The sequence below is a fragment of the Levilactobacillus angrenensis genome (genome assembly GCF_003946085.1).
GTDB classification, from domain to species: Bacteria; Bacillota; Bacilli; order Lactobacillales; family Lactobacillaceae; genus Levilactobacillus; species Levilactobacillus angrenensis.
The window spans coordinates 19,601-42,813 of the sequence record NZ_RHOB01000019.1; the positions used below are offsets into that span (position 1 = coordinate 19,601).

Annotated in this window: 22 protein-coding genes; 17 read left to right on the plus strand and 5 right to left on the minus strand. The window is 51.4% G+C overall.

Going from position 1 to position 23,213, the window contains the following annotated elements; translation table 11 throughout:
* The first annotated feature begins 29 nt into the window (after positions 1–29).
* Genes EKM83_RS10495 through holA form a run of 3 tightly spaced genes read left to right on the plus strand, consistent with a single transcriptional unit; the run spans position 30 to position 3,795 of the window.
* Entirely contained in the window at positions 30–509 is a 480-nt protein-coding gene (locus EKM83_RS10495) for a ComE operon protein 2 (RefSeq protein WP_125577210.1), read from the plus strand.
* A complete protein-coding gene (locus EKM83_RS10500) occupies positions 509–2,770 on the plus strand; it encodes a DNA internalization-related competence protein ComEC/Rec2 (protein ID WP_225418660.1) in 2,262 nt (753 codons plus the stop codon). Before EKM83_RS10495 ends, EKM83_RS10500 begins: the two co-directional genes overlap by 1 nt.
* The gene (holA, locus tag EKM83_RS10505) at positions 2,767–3,795 is read left to right on the plus strand and encodes a DNA polymerase III subunit delta (RefSeq protein WP_125577212.1); all 1,029 of its coding nucleotides are present in this window, start codon (positions 2,767–2,769) and stop codon (positions 3,793–3,795) included. The genes EKM83_RS10500 and holA overlap by 4 nt, the downstream gene beginning before the upstream one ends.
* A 230-nt stretch (positions 3,796–4,025) precedes the next feature.
* On the opposite strand, the gene rpsT is transcribed toward holA, so the two are convergent.
* Positions 4,026–4,280 carry a 30S ribosomal protein S20 gene (gene rpsT, locus EKM83_RS10510; RefSeq protein ID WP_125577214.1) on the minus strand — a complete coding sequence of 85 codons (255 nt, stop codon included), beginning with the start codon at positions 4,278–4,280 and terminating at the stop codon, positions 4,026–4,028.
* A gap of 278 nt (positions 4,281–4,558) precedes the next feature.
* On the opposite strand from rpsT, the gene rpsO reads away from it, so the two are divergent.
* The 8 genes from rpsO (at position 4,559) to EKM83_RS10550 (ending at position 13,409) form a co-directional block, all read left to right on the plus strand.
* Positions 4,559–4,828, plus strand: a complete 270-nt coding sequence (rpsO, locus tag EKM83_RS10515; protein WP_125577216.1) for a 30S ribosomal protein S15 — start codon at positions 4,559–4,561, stop codon at positions 4,826–4,828.
* 205 nt (positions 4,829–5,033) lie between these two features.
* Positions 5,034–6,896, plus strand: a complete 1,863-nt coding sequence (locus EKM83_RS10520; protein WP_125577218.1) for a ribonuclease J — start codon at positions 5,034–5,036, stop codon at positions 6,894–6,896.
* A gap of 70 nt (positions 6,897–6,966) precedes the next feature.
* Positions 6,967–7,905, plus strand: coding sequence for a hypothetical protein (locus EKM83_RS10525; RefSeq protein ID WP_125577220.1), 939 nt, complete (start codon positions 6,967–6,969; stop codon positions 7,903–7,905).
* Between the two features lie 198 nt (positions 7,906–8,103).
* Positions 8,104–9,294: an elongation factor Tu gene (gene tuf, locus EKM83_RS10530; protein ID WP_125577222.1), complete on the plus strand. Its 1,191-nt coding sequence runs from the start codon at positions 8,104–8,106 to the stop codon at positions 9,292–9,294.
* Between the two features lie 267 nt (positions 9,295–9,561).
* Entirely contained in the window at positions 9,562–10,866 is a 1,305-nt protein-coding gene (gene tig / locus EKM83_RS10535; RefSeq protein WP_125577224.1) for a trigger factor, read from the plus strand.
* Positions 10,867–11,076: 210 nt separating this feature from the next.
* Complete coding sequence (clpX, locus tag EKM83_RS10540; protein WP_125577250.1) at positions 11,077–12,333, plus strand: ATP-dependent Clp protease ATP-binding subunit ClpX; 1,257 nt, start codon at positions 11,077–11,079, stop codon at positions 12,331–12,333.
* A gap of 180 nt (positions 12,334–12,513) precedes the next feature.
* A complete protein-coding gene (gene yihA, locus EKM83_RS10545; protein WP_125577226.1) occupies positions 12,514–13,107 on the plus strand; it encodes a ribosome biogenesis GTP-binding protein YihA/YsxC in 594 nt (197 codons plus the stop codon).
* 2 nt (positions 13,108–13,109) lie between these two features.
* Positions 13,110–13,409 carry a nucleoside triphosphate pyrophosphohydrolase family protein gene (locus EKM83_RS10550; RefSeq protein ID WP_125577228.1) on the plus strand — a complete coding sequence of 100 codons (300 nt, stop codon included), beginning with the start codon at positions 13,110–13,112 and terminating at the stop codon, positions 13,407–13,409.
* Between the two features lie 138 nt (positions 13,410–13,547).
* Here EKM83_RS10550 and EKM83_RS10555 read toward each other — a convergent pair whose 3' ends face one another.
* Positions 13,548–13,736, minus strand: coding sequence for an SPJ_0845 family protein (locus EKM83_RS10555; RefSeq protein WP_125577230.1), 189 nt, complete (start codon positions 13,734–13,736; stop codon positions 13,548–13,550).
* 153 nt (positions 13,737–13,889) lie between these two features.
* Here EKM83_RS10555 and uvrC point away from each other — a divergent pair, with 153 nt between their 5' ends.
* Both uvrC and obgE read left to right on the plus strand, forming a co-directional pair.
* The gene (gene uvrC, locus EKM83_RS10560; protein ID WP_125577232.1) at positions 13,890–15,707 is read left to right on the plus strand and encodes an excinuclease ABC subunit UvrC; all 1,818 of its coding nucleotides are present in this window, start codon (positions 13,890–13,892) and stop codon (positions 15,705–15,707) included.
* Between the two features lie 87 nt (positions 15,708–15,794).
* The gene (gene obgE, locus EKM83_RS10565; protein WP_125577234.1) at positions 15,795–17,090 is read left to right on the plus strand and encodes a GTPase ObgE; all 1,296 of its coding nucleotides are present in this window, start codon (positions 15,795–15,797) and stop codon (positions 17,088–17,090) included.
* A 193-nt stretch (positions 17,091–17,283) separates the two neighbouring features.
* On the opposite strand, the gene EKM83_RS10570 is transcribed toward obgE, so the two are convergent.
* Together EKM83_RS10570 and EKM83_RS10575 are read right to left on the minus strand one after the other, a co-directional pair.
* Entirely contained in the window at positions 17,284–18,033 is a 750-nt protein-coding gene (locus EKM83_RS10570) for a hypothetical protein (protein ID WP_125577236.1), read from the minus strand.
* A 13-nt stretch (positions 18,034–18,046) separates the two neighbouring features.
* Positions 18,047–18,325, minus strand: a complete 279-nt coding sequence (locus tag EKM83_RS10575) for a hypothetical protein (RefSeq protein WP_125577238.1) — start codon at positions 18,323–18,325, stop codon at positions 18,047–18,049.
* 209 nt (positions 18,326–18,534) lie between these two features.
* On the opposite strand from EKM83_RS10575, the gene rnz reads away from it, so the two are divergent.
* The 4 genes from rnz (at position 18,535) to EKM83_RS10595 (ending at position 22,868) form a co-directional block, all read left to right on the plus strand.
* Positions 18,535–19,485, plus strand: a complete 951-nt coding sequence (gene rnz, locus EKM83_RS10580; RefSeq protein WP_125577240.1) for a ribonuclease Z — start codon at positions 18,535–18,537, stop codon at positions 19,483–19,485.
* Positions 19,485–19,874 carry a lipopolysaccharide assembly protein LapA domain-containing protein gene (locus EKM83_RS10585; RefSeq protein WP_125577242.1) on the plus strand — a complete coding sequence of 130 codons (390 nt, stop codon included), beginning with the start codon at positions 19,485–19,487 and terminating at the stop codon, positions 19,872–19,874. The genes rnz and EKM83_RS10585 overlap by 1 nt, the downstream gene beginning before the upstream one ends.
* 137 nt (positions 19,875–20,011) lie before the next feature.
* Entirely contained in the window at positions 20,012–22,327 is a 2,316-nt protein-coding gene (recJ, locus tag EKM83_RS10590; RefSeq protein ID WP_125577244.1) for a single-stranded-DNA-specific exonuclease RecJ, read from the plus strand.
* A gap of 22 nt (positions 22,328–22,349) precedes the next feature.
* On the plus strand, positions 22,350–22,868 hold the full coding sequence (locus EKM83_RS10595) for an adenine phosphoribosyltransferase (protein WP_125577246.1): 519 nt from the start codon (positions 22,350–22,352) through the stop codon (positions 22,866–22,868).
* Between the two features lie 105 nt (positions 22,869–22,973).
* Here the strand turns inward: EKM83_RS10595 and EKM83_RS10600 are convergent.
* A partial coding sequence (locus EKM83_RS10600) for a transposase (protein WP_164505654.1) occupies positions 22,974–23,213 on the minus strand: 240 nt, incomplete at its 5' end.

The following is a 23,213-nucleotide window of genomic DNA, read 5'->3' on the forward strand; positions in this document are numbered from 1 at the left end:
AAACTAAAATTTGTAAAGGGGTAATCAACGTGAAACGCGAACGAATTCCTTGGGATCAATACTTTATGCTACAGGCACTGGTGATTTCCACCAGAAGCACCTGCAATCGCTTATCGGTCGGCGCCACGGTGGTCCGTGACAAGCGGATCATTGCGGCGGGCTATAACGGCTCGGTATCGGGTGACGACCACTGCCTAGACGAGGGTTGCTACATCGTGGACGGTCATTGTGTGCGGACCATCCACGCGGAAATGAACGCCATTTTACAGTGCGCTAAGTTTGGTGAGGCCACGGACGGTGCCGAAATCTACGTCACGGATTTTCCGTGCCTCCAGTGTACGAAAATGCTGCTACAGGCGGGGATTCGTAAGATCACGTACATGCGTAATTACCACAATGACCCGTACGCGCAGAAATTAATTGCGTTGAAGCACGTGGAACTGAATCAGGTCACGGTCGATCCCGCCTTACTGGCGACGTTGCCGCTTGACCAACCGAAACAGGATTAGTGGCGGCCAACCACGGTTTCTTAATGGTGTTACCCGTGGCGGCGTTGAGTGTAGCGGTGAACGGCCATCCCTGGGCTGGAAGTGTTTTACTCCTGTTGCTATTAGCGCGGGTGTGGACGTTGCGTGTTCGGCCGACCTGGGTGACCACGTTGGTTCTACTGGGCCTGTTCGGGGCGTTTTGGCTGTGGCGAGATCAGCAATTGACTCAGCGGCAGCGCCCGTTTGATGCGGCCCAAGAGGTATCGGCGACCTTGCGTGTCCAACCGGATGCCGTGGTGGTGCGTGGGGCTCTATATTATTTTGTTGGCCAAAATCTACAGACGGGGGAACGGTTGACGGTTCGCGGGGTTGCCAAATCGGCCCCGGAGCTGCGAACACTACAACGCTTGACGCGGCCCACGCTGTGGCGGGTGAGTGGCCAACAACAAGGGGTCCTGCCCGCCACAAATTTTAATCAATTCGATGGCGCGGCCTATTGGCGTCACCGGGGAATCGTCAATACGCTTAAACTCACGACGGTCCAGCAACGGACGGTGGCGGCGACGGCTTGGTGGCAATGGTTTAGCGACTGGTGGCACGGCTGGCGGGCCCGATTGATCCACTACTGTGAACGGCTGCCCGGTGCGCTACGGGTGTATGCACTGGGCCTGTTGCCGGGAGCCAAGGCCGCGGAGACCATGACGGAGCTACAGGGGATGCAGCGCCTCGGCTTGCTACACTTATTTGCCATTTCAGGGATGCACGTGGCGCTACTGCTGGCAGCGGTGGAGTGGATCTGTGTGCATTTGCGGATTCAGCGTGAGCACTGGGAATGGGGGATGTTGCTGGGCTTACCCGCGTATTTCATTTTGGCCGGTAGCGGCAGTGGCGTACTGCGGGCCTGTCTGATGCGCGGCGTCCAGTTAGCTGGTAAACGGTGTCGGCGGCCAATCGGGACGTTGGATGCCTGGGCTGGGGTCTTCTTGATCGGGCTATTCGTGAACCCTGGCCTGTTGTTTGAGTTAGGGAGTCAGCTGAGTTATGGCTTGTCGTTAGGCCTCATCTTGTTGCAAGGAGAATCACGGGCCTGGCGCCAAGGCGGTCTGACCTTATTGGGCTTACCCAGCTTGCTGACGGGCGTGTTTCAGTGGCATAGCTTGACCCTGTTAGCCAATTGGGCGGTGGTCCCGCTATTTCCCGTGACGCTATTGCCGCTGACCTTGGTGGGGACGGCGTGTTATCCGTGGCTACCGGTCGTCAGTCAAGCCTGCGCGTGGCTCCTCCAGCAATTCGACGTGGGTCTGGCCTGGCTGGCCCAACTGCCTGGAAACGTTCCGTTTGGTAAACCGGTGTGGTGGGTGGCTTGGCTGTGGTTGGCGGGGACCTGGTGGCTCTTTACCCGGCCACCGCAGCAGCGACGACGGTGGTTACTGGGATTGTTAGCGAGCTATGGCCTGGTCTACGGTGCGATTCATTTACCGCTGACGGGGGAGGTGGCTTATTTTGACGTCGGGCAGGGCGACAGTATTTTGATCCGTGAGCCGTTGAATCGGCGAATCAGTCTGATCGATACTGGCGGCCATCTGGGCTTTCGGCAACCGGACTGGGTCCCGACCACGCCGCCAAGTTTTGCGGCCATGCGGACCAATATCAATTACCTCAAAAGCCGGGGCATCGACCACGTGGACGACCTGTATTTATCCCACCACGATGCGGACCATATCGGTGACCTGCCGGCATTTCTCAGTGAATTACACGTGAAACGACTGCTGGTACCAGCGGGGATGGAGGCGGAACCGGCATGGCAACGGCATTTGCGAGGAGAGCTCCCGCCGGTGGTGCCGCTACAGGTGGGCCAAGCCATGCCACTGGTGGTCCGCCATCCGTATCACGCGGCTCCCGCGGAAAATGAAAATTCGCTAGCCCTGCAAGGAACATTTGGCGGCCTGAGTTTCTTATTCATGGGGGACTTGGACCAGGCGGGCGAACGCAAAATGCTAGCGGCGGATGCACACCTGCAAGCTGACGTGTTAAAATTAGGACATCACGGCAGTAAAACGGCCTCCGCACCCGATTTTATTGCACAACTGCGGCCGCGGTGGGCCATCATTTCCGCGGGCCGGCAGAATCGCTATGGGCATCCCAATGCGGAGACCTTGGCGACGCTACGTGCGGCTCGGGTGCCGGCGGTCAGCACCCAGACCAGTGGGATGATTCGCTACACTTACCGCGGTGCACACGGCTATTGGCAAACTAAACTTAAAGGGGCACACGAATCGTGACAATTAATGAACTCTTAAAAACTTTAAAAACTGGCGGGCAATTGGCCAACGTGTACCTGATCTTGGGGCAGGCGGATTATTTACAACGACGGCTCAAGGCGGGATTCAAGCAAGTCGTTCCCACTGAGGAACAGACCATGAACTTTGCCAGCTATGATATGGACACGGTGCCATTGGCAGTCGCGTTAGATGACGCCATGGCCGCGCCATTCTTTGGTGAACGCCGAGTGGTTTGCATCGACAATCCCCAGTTTTTAACGGGGGAGACTAAGAAACAAAAGGTCGACCATGACATCGACAGCCTACAAACCTATTTGGGCTCACCCATGCCCAGTACGGTCCTGGTCTTCTTTGCGCCTTATGAAAAATTAGACGGGCGTAAGAAGGTCAGCAAGCAGCTGAAGAAGGTCGCCACGACGATTGAAATCGGTAATTTCTCCGAGCGTGATGTTCGACAGTTTGTGACGAGTCAGCTGAAACAAGACGGCTATAGTATGGCACCGGCAGCCTTGAATGAACTGATCCAACGTACGGACGCTGACCTCACCTTGATGATGAGCGAGCTACCGAAGCTAGAGCTATTTGCCTTGCCGGAAAAGACGATTGACTTAGACGCCGTTACCGGCCTAGTCAGACAGACTTTGACGCAAAATGTGTTTGACCTGGTCAATCGGGTCTTAGCCAAGAACACAGCGGGGGCGGTGACGCTTTACCGTGAACTCTTGCAGGCTAAGGAAGAACCCTTGCGGATAAATGCGATTTTGCAAGGGCAGTTTCGCCTATTGATTCAGACCAAGGTCTTGGCTAAGCAAGGCTACAGTCAAGGCAAGCTCGCCAGCATCCTCAAGGTCCACCCGTATCGCATCAAGCTGGCGTTGCAGAGCCAACGTCGGTTTCGCTTGACTGACTTGAATCGCGCCTATCTAGGACTATTTCGCGTCGAGCAACAAATGAAGTCGTCGACCATGGATCCAGAAATGTTGTTCTCGTTGTTCATGACCCAATTTGCGGGGCAGGCGGCGTAGTAGATCAATTAGACTAAGTTCAGTGGCGGCACCTTATAGTCGTCTGGTACTGAGCTTGGTCTATTTTTTCGTTGATTTTCTGAGAGATCTAAGGTCGAAAGCAGCGTTTACACGGTAATCCCCGAAATGACCGTATTCTGTCCATTAAAATCAGTGAAACAAAAAAGGAGGTCGGCCATGTAAAATGGTCGATCTCCTGATTGCATCATCTAATCGTTTTGATTAATTGATTACTTAGCTAAACGGGCAGCCATCCGTGACTTGTCACGGGATGCCTTGTTCCGCTTGATCAAGCCCTTTGAAGCAGCCTTGTCAACTGCGGCGCTAGCTTGGCGGAATAATTCTTCCGCGTTGTCGGCACCAGCGGTCTTAGCTTGTTCAAAGCGCTTAACGGCAGTCCGCATCGTGCTCAGTTGTGCTGAGTTACGTTCGTTGGCCTTAACGTTAGTCTTGGCACGTTCGATTGCTGATTTGATAATTGGCATGAAAATTTCACCTCCGAATGAGAAATCCTTAGTACCGGAAATCTTAATTTCAACGTATGTTATTATACAGAAGGCTAGGGACGAATGCAATAGCTAGTCGAGATAAATGTAAAGTAATTTTACTTGATAGGTGTTAATGGGAAAAGACTTGCACTTTGCGCGAAAGTCCCGTATAGTAGATAACTGTGCTCAAGCACAAACCCCTAACTTAGTTCGCCTGGCGGCCACCGCCGACTTACTCAGTTTCGGGCACTTATTTGAAAGGTGGTATATTTACCATGGCTATTAGTCAAGCAAAGAAAAACGAAATCATCAAGCAATACGCTCGTCACGAAGGTGACACGGGTTCTACTGAAGTCCAAGTTGCCGTTTTGACCGCTGATATCAACGAAATCAACGTTCATATGCAACAACACCGGAAAGACTTCCACTCACAACGTGGGTTGATGAAGAAGATCGGTCACCGTCGTAACTTATTAGCTTACTTACGGAAGACTGACGTTCAACGTTACCGTGAATTAATCAAGAGCTTAGGTCTGCGTCGTTAATTCGCCGCACCGGAGTCCCTTGCCAATTATGGCTGGGGGCTTTTTCTTTTGCCCAATTGTTATCTTAGTACTGCTCACCGCTAAAGTATGGTAGAATGGAGAAAGATTTAATTATGGACGAATCTGGGCTTTGCGACCCAGCAGAAAATGCTGACGATATTGGTCAGGATTGTTAAAACTATACGAAGATTCTTGAGGTGAACTTATGAGTGCAAAGATTAAGATTATCCCGTTTGGCGGTGTTCGCGAAAACGGGAAGAACATGTATGCCGTCGATGTAAACGGCGGAATTTACATTTTAGATTGTGGGTTAAAGTATCCGGAAAATGAACTTTTGGGGATTGACGTGGTAATTCCTGATTGGGCTTACTTACGGGAAAATAAGGACCGCATCGTTGCCGTCTTTTTGACGCACGGGCATGCCGATGCCATTGGTGCGCTGCCTTACTTTTTAAGTGAGTTCAACGTTCCTGTCTTTGGGTCAGAAATGACGATTGCTTTAGCGAAGATTGGCGTTGCCGCTGAACCTAGTGTTAAAGGTTATGATGATTTTCACGTCATTGATGAAAAGACCGAGATTGACTTTGGTGACGTGGTCGTTTCCTTCTTCGCTACGACGCACTCGATTCCAGAATCACTGGGGATCGACCTGAAGACCGACGAAGGCCAAATTATTTACACCGGGGACTTCAAGTTCGACCAAACGGCCAAGCCAGGGTATCAAACGGATTACGCACGGTTAGGGGCCATCGGTCAAGCCGGGGTCTTAGCCGTATTGAGCGATTCCGCGAATGCTGAAAATCCCGCGATGAATGCTTCTGAGCAAACGATTGCCGAAGACATCGAAGAAACGTTCCACTATCAAACTGGCCGGGTCATCGTGGCTTGTGTGGCGTCCAACATCTTACGAATCCAACAAGTCTTTGATGCCGCCCAACAAACGGGACGCAAAGTTTGCTTGACGGGTCAAGATTTGGAAAAAATCGTGAACACGGCCATGAAATTAGGCAAATTGTCCTTTGCTGATGACCTACTGGTGACGCCAGCCCAATTGGACAACCTTGAGCCGGGTGAAACGGTTATCTTGCAGACCGGGAAGATGGGCGAACCTATCAAGGCCTTACAACGCATGGCCAACAAACAAGAAAAAGACTTAAACATTCAAGAAGGCGACTTAGTCTACATCACGACCACGCCTTCGCACGCCATGGACACGACGGTGGCCCAGACCCGCGACATGATTTACCGGGCTGGTGGCGAGGTCAAGGCCATTTCGGATGAGCTGAACTCGTCAGGTCACGCTTACAAACGGGACCTGCAATTAATGCTGAACTTATTGAAGCCCCAATACTTGGTCCCAATCCAAGGGGAATACCGGTTATTAAACGCCCACGCCAACGCCGCGTTGGAACTGGGGATGCCGGCTGACCACATCTTTATTTTGGCCAAAGGGGACGTCTTGACTTACGCCAACGGGCAAATGAGCTTAGGTGAAGGCATTGATGTCACCGATACCATGATCGATGGGATCGGTGTCGGCGATATTGGGAACATCGTCTTGCGTGACCGGAAAGTCTTGGCAGACGATGGGATCTTTATCGCGGTCGTGACGATCGATCGCAAGAAGAAACAAATCGTGGCGGACCCGAAGATTACCTCACGGGGCTTCGTTTATGTGAAGGCCAACAAGGACTTGATGCAAGAAAGTGCCCAAATTATCCGCAAAGCTGTTCAAAACAATTTGGATAACAAGGAATTTGACTGGGGCCACTTGAAACAAGACGTCAGAGAACATCTGAGTCACTACTTGTTCGAGCAAACGCATCGTCGGCCAGTGATCTTACCGGTCATCATGGAAGTCAACCAGCATCACCGGCGAAGCACGAGTAAGGCCAAGGAGGGTGGCAAGACCGCTAAGCCGGATCCAGAAAAGGCCAAGCCAAAGAACAAGGCCAAGAAACCGGCCAAGGCGGCTAAGCCTAACCAACCGGCGAACAATAAGCCACATCGGAACCGCAAGCGTCGGCACAGTAACAAGCCAGCCGCTACGGCTGAAAAACAAGATTAACGAGAAACGGGCCAGCCGCTAGTAGTGGGTGTGGTCCGTTTTGACTTCTGCTTTTGAAGGGGGAACGACCATGTCAGATTTTTTCAGTCCTGCCGCCCGAGATAACGCCTTTAAACGGGCCGTAGCGGCCTTTGACGACCGTCACTGGTCAACAGCCAGTGACTTGTTTGAAACGCTGTATCACGACCAGCAAACGCCAGAATTGAACCGTTATTTGGTCGCCAGTCTCTACCATGACCAAAAGTACCTGTTGGCCGAGCAATATGCCGCCGAACAAGATCCGATTTATTTGGATTCCGCGCAGCATTTCCAGTTGCGACTCGACGTAGCCCTCAAGAATCAACAGTTTATTTTCGCTCGTGAATTTTGTCAGGTAGCGCAAGCAGACGCTTGGCGCGCCGGGGGATTGGCCCAAGTTGAAGTCGCCGAGGCCGCCGCGACTACAGAATTGGCCGCGACGCAACGGGTCATCGCCAAGCAGTTTTACCATCTCGGCGACGTGCCTTTCAACGAACAACGACAGCGGTTAGAACGTGCACGCCAACTGCCGCTTAAGCTCTACTTGCAAGGTGTGCAGTACTTGCTGGTCGACCCCTTCTTACATCCCTTACTGCGGGCGGACCTGTTGGAGGGATTGATGCGTTTGCGGGTTGACCAGACCGTGAAGCTCCACTGGCTGGATGATCAGCTCTACCCAGTTGCCACGGGCGACTTGCGCCCAGTCAATGACAGCCAAGCAGCCACGGCCATCCAAGATTATTTACAAAATGATTTAGGGCAAACGGATCCGGTGCTAGCGGCCAACCTGCAACAGACCGTGACGTTACAGTTGATGATGCTCTATCCATTTATTGATCGGGTCATCACGGCTCCGGTGGCTTGGGTCCAAACCATCGCCGGGTTGCCACTGACGACGTTACTCAGTGACCAGGACACAAAAACCATGCAAAGCTGGCAAATGACGCTGAACCGCTATATGGCTGAACTTTTCGGCGCAATTGACCATTAAAATCCGGAAAAACTCGAAAATGAGTGAAATTTTAGTTTACAAATAATTCTTCAGCATATATACTGGTCAAGGATTCTTTTTTGGGAGGGTTCCAGCTTTCCCTTTCTGAAAAGAAGTAGTATAATTTTACGCAAAGGGTGATTTGTTTTCTTCGGAAGACAAATTGCACTTGCGATAAAATACAGGAGGGTTTCATTAATGGCTGAAAAAGAACATTATGAAAGAACTAAACCCCATGTAAATATTGGTACTATTGGCCATATTGACCATGGGAAAACGACGTTAACTGCTGCAATCACTAAGGTACTTGCTGACAAAGGTTTAGCAAAGGCCGAAGATTACGCTGATATCGATGCTGCTCCAGAAGAACGTGAACGTGGTATCACGATCAACACTGCCCACGTTGAATACGAAACGGAAAAGCGTCACTACGCGCATATCGATGCCCCAGGACACGCTGACTACATCAAGAACATGATCACTGGTGCTGCCCAAATGGACGGTGCTATCTTGGTTGTTGCCGCTACTGATGGCCCTATGCCACAAACCCGTGAACACATTTTGCTTGCTCGCCAGGTTGGTGTTGAATACATCGTTGTCTTCTTAAACAAGACTGACCTTGTTGACGATGACGAACTGGTTGACTTAGTTGAAATGGAAGTTCGTGAGCTGTTGTCTGAATACGATTACCCTGGTGATGATATTCCAGTTGTTCGTGGTTCAGCATTGAAGGCTCTTGAAGGCGACGAAGAACAAGAAAAGGTTATCCTTCACTTAATGGATATCGTTGACGATTACATCCCAACGCCAGAACGTGAAAACGACAAGCCATTCTTGATGCCAGTTGAAGATGTCTTCACGATTACTGGTCGTGGGACTGTTGCTTCTGGCCGTATCGACCGTGGGACTGTTAAGATTGGTGACGAAGTTGAAATCGTTGGTTTACATGACGACGTATTGAAGACGACTGTTACTGGTCTTGAAATGTTCCGGAAGACGTTGGACCTTGGTGAAGCCGGGGATAACGTTGGTGCTTTGCTTCGTGGGATCAACCGTGAACAAGTCGTTCGTGGACAAGTTTTGGCTAAGCCAGGCTCGATCCAAACGCACGAAAAGTTCAAGGGTGAAGTCTACATCTTGAGCAAAGAAGAAGGTGGCCGTCATACGCCATTCTTCTCAAACTACCGTCCACAATTCTACTTCCACACCACTGATATCACTGGTGTTATCGAATTGCCTGATGGCGTAGAAATGGTTATGCCTGGTGATAACGTGACGTTCACTGTTGAACTGATCCAACCAGCTGCCATTGAAAAGGGTACGAAGTTCACTGTTCGTGAAGGTGGCCACACCGTTGGTGCCGGTACCGTTACGGAAATTGACGACTAATTTTAATTAATTAGCGTATCTCCAAGAGGGGTCGAAAAGTTAACTTTTCGGGCCCTTTTGTTTTGGCTAAAAATGGTGCGGGGGTCAGCGAACCAGATGAGCTTTCAATTTGTGATTTTTCTAGGAAAATATTGCAAAGAATCCGCGCCGTTCACGGCGTTTCAGCAAAAATCATTTTACAATTTGGGTAGCATAAGGTACACTAATACAGTATGCAATTGCTAGAATTGTAAATAGTAATATCTTTTCATTTCGGAGGGAAAATTAATGGCTGCAAAGTGGGAAAAAAAGGAAGCTAATCAAGGCGAATTAACCTTTGAAATTGCTCCTGATAAGATCAAGGAAGGCTTAGATAAAGCATTCCAACGTACCAAGAAGAATTTAGCGGTTCCAGGTTTCCGTAAGGGCCGGGTACCACGTCAAATCTTTAACCAAATGTATGGTGAAGAAGCTTTGTACCAAGACGCTTTAAACATCGTCTTGCCAGAAGCTTACGATGCTGCCATTAAAGAAGCCGGCATCGAACCCGTAGACCAACCTCAAGTCGATGTTGAATCCATGGACAAGGGTAAGGCTTGGGTTTTGAAGGCCGTTGTAACGGTTAAGCCAGACGTTAAGTTAGGCGAATACAAGAACCTGAGTGTTACGAAGCAAAACACGCGGGTTTACCAAAAGGACATTGACGCTGAATTAGAAAAGCAACGTCAACAACAAGCCGAATTAGTCTTGAAGGAAGACGAAGCCGCTGCTAAGGGCGATACTGTTGTGATCGACTTTGACGGTTACGTTGACGGCAAGCAATTCGACGGTGGTAAGGCTGACAACTACTCCTTGGAATTAGGCTCTAACTCCTTCATCCCTGGCTTTGAAGACCAATTAGTTGGTCACAAGGCTGGCGAAAACGTGGACGTTAAAGTTACGTTCCCTAAGGATTACCAAGCCGAAGACTTACGTGACAAGGAAGCCACTTTCAAGGTTACCATTCACGAAGTTAAGGAAAAGCAATTGCCTGAATTGGACGATGAATTCGCTAAGGACGTTGACGAAGACGTTGACAGCTTAGAAGAATTACAAGCCAAGACGAAGGACCGTCTGAAGGAACAAAAGACGGCTGCTGCTCACGACGCCATCGAAGACGAAGCTATCAGCGAAGCCGTTGATAACGCTGAAATTGGTGACATCCCAGAAGCTATGTTGAAGGATGATATCGACCGTCAAATGGATCAATACCTGGCTAACATGCAACAACAAGGTATCGAACCTAAGATGTACTTCCAATTAACTGGAACGACTCAAGACGACTTGCGTAAGCAATTCACTGACGGTGCTGACAAGCGGGTCAAGACCAACCTGGTTCTTGAAGCGGTTGTTGAAGCTGAAAAGATCGAACCTTCCGAAGACGAAGTTGCTGCCGAAGTCAAGGACTTGGCTGCCCAATATGGTATGGAAGAAAGTGCTGTTCGCAGTGCCCTTTCCGATGACATGCTGAAGCATGATATCGCCATCAAGAGTGCCGTTGACTTGATTGCCGACTCCGCTAAGCAAGACAAGAAGAAGGACGCCGAAGACTAATTTAACGATTAGTTAACGACTTGACCGGGATGACAGGCGCTGTTGTCCCGGTTTTCTGTTATTTCCAGGCTGACGAGGCGAATTGATTTTCAGCGACCGCCAACTGTGGTATAGTACACGATTGACGGGGAATCCAGTTAGTTCGATGGGTTTACTGAACCAAAGAATCATTTAGTTAAGGCTTAAGCCTGGAGAGAAAGGGTGAGTTTATTGTTTGAAAACACCGACGAAACGAATGGCCCAGTAGTTTGCTCGTTCTGTGGCAAGTCGCAAGACCAAGTGCAGAAGATCGTTGCTGGCCCAGGTGTTTACATCTGTAACGAATGTATCGACCTTTGTAAGGAAATTATCGACGAAGAATTCAGCCAAGATGCTGCGCAAGAAACTTTAGCAGTGCCAACGCCAGCTGATATCGTCAAAACGCTTGACCAGTACGTGATTGGCCAAACGGAAGCCAAGCGCACGTTGTCCGTAGCGGTATACAACCACTACAAGCGGGTCAACGAAATGGCTCAGGCAGACGATGAAGGTCCTGAACTGCAGAAGAGTAACATTGCGGTGATCGGGCCCACTGGTTCCGGGAAGACTTACCTGGCGCAAAGCCTGGCTAAGATTCTCAATGTGCCATTTGCCATTGCCGATGCCACGACGCTGACGGAAGCCGGCTACGTGGGTGAAGACGTCGAAAACATCCTCTTGAAGTTGCTGCAAAACGCCGATTACGACGTGGACCGCGCCGAAAAGGGGATCATCTACATTGATGAAATCGATAAGATCGCCAAGAAGTCCGAAAACGTCTCCATCACGCGAGATGTTTCTGGTGAAGGGGTCCAACAGGCCTTGCTGAAGATTTTGGAAGGAACGATTGCCAACGTGCCGCCTCAGGGTGGTCGGAAGCATCCCCAACAAGAATTCATTCAGATTGACACCACCAACATCCTCTTTATCGTGGGTGGGGCCTTTGACGGTATTGATGGCATCGTAAAACGGCGTTTGGGTGACCAAACGATCGGATTTGGTGCCGACACCAAGGAACAAGACGTCTTGGCCTCAGGTGATAGCCTGATGCAACACGTCATTCCGGAAGACCTGCTGCAATTTGGGTTGATTCCTGAATTCATCGGCCGGTTACCAATCTTGACGGCACTGGAAAAGTTGGACGAAAACGACTTAGTCCGGATCTTGACCGAACCGAAGAATGCGTTGGTCAAGCAATACGAAAAGCTGTTGTCATTAGACAATGTCGACTTACAATTCCAGCCAGCAGCCTTACGGGAGATGGCCAAGTTAGCCATTGCCCGCAACACTGGGGCCCGGGGCTTGCGGTCGATCATCGAAGACGTTATGCGTGACATCATGTTTGACTTGCCAAGTCGTAACGACGTGGCGAAGGTCATCATCACGGCCGATACGGTCACGAATCACGCGGAACCTGAATTAGTTTTAAAGGATCAAAAGGCTTCCTAATTTAGAAGCAATTAAGTGACCGAGGAGAAAATCTTCGGCCACTTTTTTTATGGGGAAGCAAACGTTGGTGGGACCGGGCTTGGGTCAAATGCGGTCAAAAATCCTGACAGGTTTCCCCCATTTCCGGGGGCGTTGTGTGTTAGAATGGTGAAAGATATTTTGGAGAGGATGGACTAACTAATGGAAGTCAATCATGTAGAACTCGTCATGAGCGCGGTCGACCCCGTGCAGTACCCGACCACGGGGTACCCAGAAATTGCCTTGGTGGGTCGTTCTAACGTGGGTAAATCCTCGCTAACGAACGTCCTGATCAACCGGAATTCCTATGCCCGGACGTCGAGTCAACCCGGCAAAACGCAAACGCTAAACTTTTACAACGTGGAGGACCAGCTCTACTTTGTGGATGTCCCTGGCTACGGTTACGCCAAGGTCTCAAAGACGGAACGGGAAAAGTGGGGCACGATGATCGAAACCTACTTGACCCAACGTGACCAATTAAAGGGCGTTGTTTCGCTGGTAGACGCCCGGCACGCCCCAACCGAAGATGATGTCCAGATGTACCGCTGGCTGGCCTATTACGGCTTGCCAACGCTGATTGTGGCCACTAAGAGTGATAAGATTGCCCATGGCAAGTGGAATCAGGCGGTCAGTCGGATCAAAAAGACGATGGACCTGCCAAATACGGATAACATCATCATGTTCTCAGCACCCAAGAAGATCGGCAAGGATGCCGTTTGGAATTGGATTGAGCAACAAGCCTTTGGGGGGGAATAAACGTGGAATTTAACGAATATCAAAAAGCAGCCAACCGGACGCTGTACGGCAACGAGCAAGTCCTGACCAACTGTGCGTTAGGCTTAGCTGGCGAAACGGGACAGGTCGTGGACTTGGTCAAGAACTACACTTTTCACGGCAAGGACATGGACCACGACGCCATCGTCAAGGAAATGGGCGACGTGCTCTGGTACCTCAGTCAAATCTCCCAATGGGCCGATATCGACTTCGATGAGGTCGCTCAAGACAACATCAAACGGTTGAACGCACGGTATCCACATGGGTACCAACCGAATCACTAAACTAGTTGTCGAGTGCCTGGCGACTTAGGGCTAAAGCATGGACGGTAAGGCGGCCAGCTCTGTCATGTTGCCAGTTACTTTACAGACAGTAAAAAAGGACCCACGCGGCGTAATCGCCGTGTGGGTCCTTTTCACAACCTAGTCGTGTTCGTGTTTTTGCTCGTGCTTGATCTGGTCATCCTTGATCAAGCCCTTACCCTTCTTGTCGTTCTTGTGTTCATCGTTGCGCTTCAAGAACTTGTCGCGCTTCACATCCGTTGGGTCCATTTGGGCAAATTTACCGAACATGGAATCCAGGTCGTCTTGACGTTTAACCTTTAATGCCAAAGCGAACCACCTCCTTGCTTTTTCAGTAATCATAGCAGAATTAGACCGATTTGTCATTTTTCTAGCGACCAGGGGGTTTTGCTTGCACCAAACAGACATTCGTCCTATACTTTAAAGGCTTATGATATCGATTAAAAACGGGAGGGATCTTCCTTGGCATCGGAATATTTAGAACATAAATTAGCGTTACTGCCGGGCCTTCCCGGCTGTTACCTGATGAAAAACGTCAACAGTCAAATTATTTATGTGGGTAAGGCGAAAAACTTGAAGAACCGGGTGCGGTCCTATTTCAAGAGTAGCCACACCGGGAAGACGGCCCAGTTGGTCAGCGAAATCGTGGACTTTGAAACGATTATCACGTCGACTGACAAAGAGGCCTTTTTGCTGGAAATCACGCTGATCCAAAAACATCAACCGTACTTCAACATCAAGCTGAAGCGGGGGACCGGTTACCCGTACATCAAGATTACCCATGAACGTGACCCGCAACTCCTGTTGGTCAGTGACATTCGCAAGGACGGGGCCTATTACTTTGGACCATACCCCAACGTGTATGCGGCTGAGGAGACCATGCATTTCTTACAAAAGGTCTATCCCTTGCGCCGGTGTACCGGGTATCAGGGGCGGCCGTGCCTGTACTACCATATGGGCCAGTGCTTAGGCGCCTGTTTTAAAGAGGTGCCCGAAGCCGATTACGATCACCAGATTCGCAAGATCAAGTCCTTTTTAAATGGTAACGTTGCGCACGCCAAGAAGGAACTTAGCACGCGGATGGCCAAGGCGGCTGGCAACATGGAATATGAACGCGCCGCCGAATTGCGCGACCAGATTCGCTACATCGAAGCGACCGTGGAAAAGCAAAAGATCATTTCCAATGACCACACGCCCCGGGATATTTTCAATTTCTACCTGGACAAAGGTTGGCTGTCGATTCAGGTCTTCTTCATTCGCCAAGCACGCCTGATGAAGCGTGAAAAGCGGCTATTTCCGGTCATCAACTCGGCCGAAGAAGAGCTGGCTAGCTTCATCGTCCAGTTCTATCAACGGAAAAATACGGTTCTGCCACGCGAGATTTTAGTGCCCGCCAGCATCGACCATGAGGTGATTGAGGAATTGCTGAAAGTGCCTGTCAGAACGCCGCAGCGGGGGACTAAACGTGATTTGCTAGAGATGGCCGGTAAGAACGCCAAACTGGTCTTAGACGAGAAATTTCGGCTTTTAGAGCTGGATGAAAGCAAGACCACGGGGGCGATGAAGGAAATCACCGATGCCTTGGGCATTGCCCCGGGCCACAAGATTGAAGCCTTTGACCACTCCCACATTCAAGGGGCCGACCTAGTTTCGGCAATGGTCGTCTTCGTTGACGGTCAACCCAATAAGAAGTTGTATCGGAAATATAAATTGCGCACGGTCGATCACGCGGACGAAACCGCCAGCACCCTGGAAGTCATTCGGCGCCGTTATGGCCGGCTCTTAAAGGAGCATGCCGCCATGCCGGACCTGATTTTGATGGATGGGGGCGACATTCAAATGAATGCCGTCAAGGAGGTCTTAGCCGATGAATTTGACCTGCACATTCCAGTCGCCGGGATGGTCAAAAACGACCACCATAAGACGGCTGACCTGTTGTTCGGTCCCGATGACCATCACGTGCACCTCGACCCTAAGAGCCAGGGCTTCTACCTGGTTCAGCGGATTCAAGATGAGGTCCACCGCTTTGCCATTACCTTCCACCGGCAAGTGCACACCAAGCACTCACTGAGCTCGCGACTGGACCGGATTCCCGGCGTTGGTCCGAAGACCCGTAATAAGCTTTTACGCAAATTCGGATCGACCAAGAAGATCGGGGAAGCGGACGTCGATGATCTGCGGCAACTGGGCATCAGTCAAACCGTGGCGCAAACCATCCACGTGACGTTGGCAGCGGAGACGGCCGAAATAAAAAGTCCACGGACGCCAACCAATCTTTGACGTGGCGGCCGTTTGCCGGTATACTGGCTAGCAGGAGTCACACTGAGAAAGCAGCACACGCTGGTTTAGAAAACGAGGAATAAAATTATGTTTGTAGATCAAGTTAAAATTAACGTGAAGGCCGGTAACGGCGGGAATGGCATGGTGGCCTTCCGTCGGGAAAAATTTGTGCCGAACGGTGGCCCAGCCGGCGGTGACGGTGGTCGTGGTGGGAACATCATCTTCCAAGTCGACGAAGGCTTACGGACGCTGATGGATTTCCGGTATTCCCGAAAGTTCAAGGCTAAAAACGGTGGCAATGGGGCCATCAAGTCTATGACTGGTCGCGGTGCTGAGGATACCATCATCAAGGTCCCGCAAGGCACGACGGTCATTAACCTGGAAACGGGCGCCGTCATGGCTGACCTAGTGGAAAGTGACGGTTCTGCCGTCATTGCTAAAGGTGGCCGTGGTGGTCGGGGCAACATTCATTTTGCTTCACCCAAGAACCCAGCACCAGAAATCGCTGAAAACGGCGAACCGGGACAAGAGTTCGAAGTACAATTGGAATTAAAGGTCTTGGCCGATGTCGGTTTAGTTGGGTTCCCCTCAGTTGGGAAGTCCACGCTGTTGTCGACGGTCACCAGTGCTAAGCCCAAGATTGCGGAATACCACTTTACCACGTTGGTCCCGAATTTGGGGATGGTCCGGTTACCGGACGGCCGTGACTTTGTGATGGCCGATCTGCCCGGGCTGATCGAAGGGGCCGCTAACGGGGTCGGTTTAGGTTTCCAATTCTTACGGCACGTGGAACGGACGCGGGTCATCTTGCATCTGATCGACATGAGTGGCTTGGAAGGGCGAAACCCTTACGAGGACTTCGAGAAGATCAATGAGGAACTCAAGACCTACGATCCGGATATTTTGAAACGACCACAAATCGTGGTGGCCAACAAGATGGACATGCCGGATTCTGCGGCCAACTTAGCCCAATTCAAGGAAGACTTGAAGCAAGATCAATTACTGGCTGAAACGCCAGAGATCTTTGCCGTCTCTGCCTTGACGCATGATGGGCTAACCCCCTTACTGGGGCGGACCGCGGACATCTTGGCCGAAACGCCACAGTTCCCAGTCAAGCAGCCAGAAGTGGCCACGACGGCGGAATACACGTTCAAGCCAGAGGCCGAGTTTACCATCGATCAAGACGAGGATGGCACTTGGATTTTAGGCGGTGCCAAGCTGGAGAAGCTGTTCCAGATGACCGATATCAACCACGACGAAAGCCTCTTGCGGTTTGCGCGGCAAATGCGGGGCATGGGCATCGACGATTCGTTGCGTGAACATGGCGCGAAGAACGGTGACCTGGTCAAGATTGACGACTTCACCTTCGAGTACATGGCTTAGGCCGGCGACGCAAATGAATCTTAAAAAAGAATCGTCATCAAACGATGGGAACGAATCCCGTCCTTGATGACGATTTTTTGATTTTCCTAAAGAGTGCGACAACAGGCGGCCAGTTCAATCTGCGAAGCTGTCAACGACTCGTTTTAACATGAGAAGTTGACGTTGGCACGCTAGGTGGTCAACAGAGACCAGGTCACAGGGTCAGTTTCAACCAGCCGGTCGGTGCGACGACTTGTTTACTGTCCGCGTAAGCCGCGGCGAAGGCCACCTTGACCGTCTTAAAGGTTGGTTGCCGTTTCTCACTAGCCAGGCCGGTCGCAAAGGTCGTCAGGTGACCGTGAGCGGGGATGGTCTTACCGGCGCTGGCGTCACTGAGCTGACCAGCTGAGTTGAGTTGCCGGCTCTTGCTGAGACGCAGCGTCTTGATGCCATCGGTGGTCACGTCGCGTTTGCCGCGGTTGGTGATGGTGAACTTCAATTGAATCGTGTAATAAGGGCTCTTGATGCTGGCTAAGTTCAGGGCTTGGGCCGCCATCCGTTTGGCCGCAGCCGTCTTCGCTGTGTTTTTGATCACGCGAACCGTGGTGACTTTATAAGTCAGCGGCCCGCTCTTGATCGTGGTCTGGGGGTGGGTGACCTGGTCGAGTTGGAGCTTGGTGCCGACCTTATCGTATGTGTACTGGCCGGTCGTCTTTAATTTGCCGGACTTAACGTAGTGGGCGCTCTTGGTTTGCGCCGTCTGGGGTTGGTAAGTCTGGGCCTCTTTTTTAGTCGATGATGATCCGGTAACAGCGGCGTCCGGTTTCGGTGCGCTGTAGCTGCTGGATTTTTCTGAATGATTTTTAAAGCTAGCGGTACTTTGGTCGGCGTTAGATTGGCACCCAGCCAGGCCGAAAACTAGAAGACTCAGCCCCAACAGGGCAAGTGATGAATGCAAACGCATGATAAAACTCCTTTCAACCTAATAAAATTTGGTGGGGGACGAGCCGATAGCCGTAGAGGCGAATCGGGGTGGTCGCCGCCATGAACAGATTGGCGTGCGGATCAGCTTGTTGGCAACGCGTTCGTAATTGGTCCAGGGTCAACGGTTGACCTGCGCCACTACGCAGCAGGATGCGCTGGTGGGTGGCCGGCAAGATGTCGACGATGGGCGTGGTCACGTGGTCGTGTTCCCAAAATAGCTGAAGCGCCGGATGTAGATCAATGGTAGAACGGTTAAAATCGATGAGGCGCAAAGAACTCCCTCCCCAGTTAGTGACTTTACCCCAGTATACCGAATTTTCCCGGCGAACCCCAGGCTGGCACCCGGAAAATTTAAAATTCGTGGGCCAGCCCACCACCCGTGACAGGTTTTACCAGAATCGGGGAAGGAAAAGTTGCGGTTTGGGCGAAAATCCCCTAAAATAGTGCTTGGACTTAAAAACAGGATAGGAACGAAAAAAATATGGAAATTGAATTCTTAGGGACCGGCGCCGGTTCACCAGGAAAGTTCCGCAACGTGACCAGCACGGCCCTGCGCCTGCTGGACGAGCGGAATTCCGTCTGGTTGTTTGACGTGGGTGAAGCGACCCAGCACCAAATTTTACGGACGACGTTGAAGCCTCGTAAAATCGATAAAATTTTTATTACACACTTACACGGTGACCATATTTTTGGCCTACCAGGGTTATTAAGTAGTCGGTCATTTCAGGGCGGTAACGAGCCTCTGACGATTTACGGCCCCAAGGGGATTCGTAACTTTGTCGAGGTCAGCCTGCGTGTGTCTGAGACCAAGTTATCTTATAAGATTCATTATCAAGAATTGACGACGGACGGGTTGGTCTTCGAGGACCCCAAGTTCCGGGTTTACGCTCAGCACCTCGACCACCGGATCGAATGCTTCGGCTACCGGGTCGAAGAAAAGGATCATCCCGGCGAATTGCAGGTCGAGAAACTCAAGGCGGCCAAGATTCCTTCAGGCCCAGTTTATGGGCAACTCAAGGCGGGTCAAACCGTGACCTTACCGGATGGTCGGACGCTCAACGGGCAAGACTTTTTAGGCCCTGCGCAGCCTGGTCGTATCGTGGCCATCTTAGGCGATACCCGGCAGACGCCTGGCGAAGAAAAATTGGCGCGTAACGCGGATGTCTTGGTCCACGAAAGTACGTTTGCCAAGGGTGAAAGTAAGTTGGCGCGGTCATATTACCACTCGACCAACATTCAAGCGGCCGAGTTGGCTAAGCGCATGCACGTTAAATTGTTACTCTTGAACCATATTTCCGCGCGGTATACGGGGAAAATGGCGTTAGATCTACAGCATCAGGCTCGTGAAGTCTTCAAGAATACCAAGGTCGTCAAGGACTTTGACGCGGTCGATGTGCCATTTCAAAAATTAATCAAGGCGGGTGCTAAGTGATGAAAAATCAGTGGCGGATTGTGGTCAGCATTTTATTGGTCATCGTAGTGGCGGTATTTGCGATTTTAAACGTGGAGAGTGTCCCCGTTTCCTTTGGGTTCACCACGGTCCACTGGCCACTGATCTTGATTCTCTTGGTGTCCATTTTGATTGGGGCGGTGTTGATGATTTTATTTTCGACCATCAATGCCGTTCAGCACAACCGCGCTTACAAGGAGCTGGAACAGACCAGCAGTGAACATCTGGCTGAGCTCCAAGCTGAAAATGATCGTTTGACCAAGCGGCTGCAGAATTCGAACAGCAAACAAGCAGCCGGGTTACAAGAAAAGCAGATCAAAGAACTTCGCGCGCAGGTGGCTGACTTGCAGGCGAAGTTAGCCACCAAATAAAACAGTTCAGTGACAGGTCAACGTTGAAACGAGTGGGCGTTGCGGAAGTTAGCGAGTTACCAGCACTAATTTCTGTGGCGTCCGTTTCTGTTTTTCAACGGTTGGTCAGAAATAAAGGATAGAAAGGATGGTTGTTGGTGATTGCCGCACAGTATCGCTGGAACATTAAGGACGTGAACCAGCCGTCAGAAGAGGCGCTCAAGCTGGCCGAAGAGACGGGGACGCCGCCGACGATTACCCAGATTTTAGTCAATCGGGGATATCAGACGGCAGAGGCGATTCAGGCGTTTTTGAACCCGGGTCCCGAACAACTCCATGACCCCAACTTGTTGCACGACATGGCCAAGGGGGTCGAACGGATTGAAGACGCGATTGGCCAAGACCAGCAGATCACCATTTATGGCGATTACGATGCTGATGGGGTCACGAGTACGTCGATTCTCTACGAAACGCTCAATGAAATGGGCGCTAAGGTCAACTACTATATCCCCAACCGGTTTACGGACGGGTACGGTCCTAACGTCGCCGCCTTTCAGAAATTGATCGCGGCGGGCACCCAACTCTTCGTGACCGTGGACAATGGGGTCGCCGGTAACGCCGCCATTGCGGCCGCGAATGAAGCCGGTGTCGACGTGGTCGTGACCGATCACCATGAGCTGCCCCAAGACTTGCCAGACGCCTATGCCATCATCCATCCCCGTTATCCGGGAGCCGAATATCCCTTCGGTGGCCTGTCGGGAGCCGGAGTGGCTTTCAAGGTGGCCCAGGCCTTGCGCGAAGAGATCCCCCAAGACCTGCTGGATCTCGCGGCGATTGGCACGGTGGCCGATTTGGTACCGCTGATCGACGAGAACCGCGTCCTGGTCTATTACGGCCTGCAACTGCTGGCGCAAGATGAACGACCGGGCTTACAAGCGCTGATGCAAGGGGCCGGGTTAAAACCAGCCGAGTTGACGGAACAATCCATTGGCTTTGGTATCGCCCCGCGGTTGAACGCCCTCGGTCGATTGGATGATGCGAGTCCGGCCGTGGAGCTGTTAACGACGCTAGATGATGACCGGGCCACGGCACTGGCAAAGGAAACCGAAGCGAAGAATCATCACCGCCAAGACCTGGTGAAAGACATCAGCGCCGCGGCGTTAGCGCAAGCAGCCGATGCCGACCACGCCCAGCGACCAACCCTGATCATCAGCGGTCATGATTGGCACGAAGGCGTGCTGGGCATCGTTGCCAGCAAGGTTGTCGAAACGACGGGGAAACCCACACTGGTGGTGAATATTCAAGGTGGCCGGGCCAAGGGGTCGGGTCGGAGTGTTGACGCATTCAACCTCTTTACGGCGTTAGATGGTCACAGAGACCTGATGACGGCGTTTGGGGGCCATCACATGGCTGTCGGCTTGACCGTCCCTGAGGACCAATTAGGGGCCTTGGCGGACGCCTTAGATGCTGAGGCTGCTGAACAAAAATTAACGGAGAGCGGTCCGAGCGAATTGTTGGTGGCAGCGGCCTTGCCCGTTAAAGACGTGACGATGGATTTCTACCAACAGCTGGCCAAATTAGCGCCGTTTGGGCCGGATAATCCCCAGCCGCTATTTGCCTTTAAAGCAGCCACGTTGACCCAGATCAAGGCCATTGGCCAAGACCATAGCCATTTGAAATTTCAATTGACCCAGGACCAACATCAGCTCAATGCCATCCAATTTGGTGCCGGGAAAAACGTGCCGGCGTTAACGGCAGACCCTGAAGCGGTCGAGGTGTTAGGCGCCATTGAAGACAATGTTTGGCAAGGGCGGCATTCCCTGCAGGTGATGGTCAAGGACCTCAAGCAGGTGGCCCGGCCAGTCGTTGATGCGCGGACGACCCAGCTTCATCGGGCCATGTTTCAGGCCTTCGGGGTCTACGTGTTCTTCCATCGTAACGTTTACCAACAATTGGCGGGCCAACTGCCAACTGGTGCGACGGCACTGTTGTTCGATGGCACGGCCCAGCAGCCGGTAGCGGCGGACACGCCAGTCTTTATCGTGGATTGTCCGGACGCTACGGCGGATCTGACCAGCGTTTTACAGCAACTCAAGCCGACGCAAGTGACAGCTTATTTGTACAAGAAAGAAAGTCTTTCGCAATTAGGGATGCCAACTCGCGCGCAATATGCTAAACTGTTTAAGTTCATTGCAACACATCAACAAGTCGATATAGGCCATCAGCTGGACCAATTGGCCAATTTCTTACAGATTCCACGGACCCAGCTGGTCTTCATGATTCAGGTATTCTTCGAATGTGGCTTCATCACGATCGATCACGGAATCATGGATGGCGTGGCGCACCCGGAGCACAAGGACTTGGCTACCGCTCCGAGTTACCAACTCAGACAACAGCAAATGCAGACGGAAAGCGAGCTATTAGCTTGTCCGACCGCAACCCTCTTGCAACGTCTGCAGGCCTCATTGGACTAAAATAAAGGAGCAACTTTATCTTATGGCAACTGATTTTACGAAATACATTGCAAGCGTTCCGGATTACCCAGAAAAGGGCATCATGTTCCGGGACATCTCCCCATTAATGGCAGACGGCGAAGCGTTCCATGCCGCCACTGACGAAATCGTCAAGTATGCCAAGAACAAGGGTGTTGAAATGGTCGTGGGTCCCGAAGCCCGGGGCTTCATCGTCGGCTGTCCTGTTGCCTACGAAATGGGGATCGGTTTTGCCCCTGCACGTAAGCAAGGGAAATTGCCACGCAAGACGGTCAAGGCTAGCTACGACTTGGAATATGGTCAATCCGCGCTCTACATGCACGAAGACGCCATCAAGCCGGGCCAAAAGGTCTTGGTCACCGATGACTTATTGGCCACTGGTGGGACCATTGGCGCCACGATTCAGCTGGTGGAAGACCTCGGCGGTATCGTCGTGGGAACGGCCTTTCTGATCGAGCTCAAGGACCTGCATGGTCGCGACAAGCTCAAGGGTTACGACATCTTCAGCTTGATGGAATACTAATTTAAGAGATGCAAAAGGTGCCAGCCACGGGGGATTTCTCGTGGTTGGCACCTTTTTTGGCTCTTTGTCAACGGGTGTTGATGAGGATATTTCCAGAGGTTCAATTCACTTGCGAATTGGGCCTCTTTTTTGAACCTTGATTTTGAATTCGATTTGGATTCGGTAGCTGAAGTTTAGCCAGTTTCGATAGCCATAAGCGGTTCGTTTGATCTGCTTGATCTTGCGATTAACACCTTCAATGGGGCCATTAGAGATTGAGCACTGTGTCATATTTTGAATGAGTTGCTTTCTCTGAATGAAGGTTTTAATGGTTGTTAGAAGTTGAGGACTGACGTTCTCAACTTC

Bases quoted from the DNA above. Each gene is read 5' to 3' on its own strand.
- tuf (WP_125577222.1), top strand. From the start codon at position 8,104: ATGGCTGAAAAAGAACATTATGAAAGAACTAAACCCCATGTAAATATT.
- rpsT (WP_125577214.1), bottom strand. From the start codon at position 4,280: ATGCCAATTATCAAATCAGCAATCGAACGTGCCAAGACTAACGTTAAG.
- EKM83_RS10520 (WP_125577218.1), top strand. From the start codon at position 5,034: ATGAGTGCAAAGATTAAGATTATCCCGTTTGGCGGTGTTCGCGAAAAC.
- EKM83_RS10595 (WP_125577246.1), top strand. From the start codon at position 22,350: ATGGCAACTGATTTTACGAAATACATTGCAAGCGTTCCGGATTACCCA.
- rnz (WP_125577240.1), top strand. From the start codon at position 18,535: ATGGAAATTGAATTCTTAGGGACCGGCGCCGGTTCACCAGGAAAGTTC.
- obgE (WP_125577234.1), top strand. From the start codon at position 15,795: ATGTTTGTAGATCAAGTTAAAATTAACGTGAAGGCCGGTAACGGCGGG.
- rpsO (WP_125577216.1), top strand. From the start codon at position 4,559: ATGGCTATTAGTCAAGCAAAGAAAAACGAAATCATCAAGCAATACGCT.
- tig (WP_125577224.1), top strand. From the start codon at position 9,562: ATGGCTGCAAAGTGGGAAAAAAAGGAAGCTAATCAAGGCGAATTAACC.
- EKM83_RS10570 (WP_125577236.1), bottom strand. From the start codon at position 18,033: ATGCGTTTGCATTCATCACTTGCCCTGTTGGGGCTGAGTCTTCTAGTT.
- EKM83_RS10585 (WP_125577242.1), top strand. From the start codon at position 19,485: ATGAAAAATCAGTGGCGGATTGTGGTCAGCATTTTATTGGTCATCGTA.
- yihA (WP_125577226.1), top strand. From the start codon at position 12,514: ATGGAAGTCAATCATGTAGAACTCGTCATGAGCGCGGTCGACCCCGTG.
- EKM83_RS10525 (WP_125577220.1), top strand. From the start codon at position 6,967: ATGTCAGATTTTTTCAGTCCTGCCGCCCGAGATAACGCCTTTAAACGG.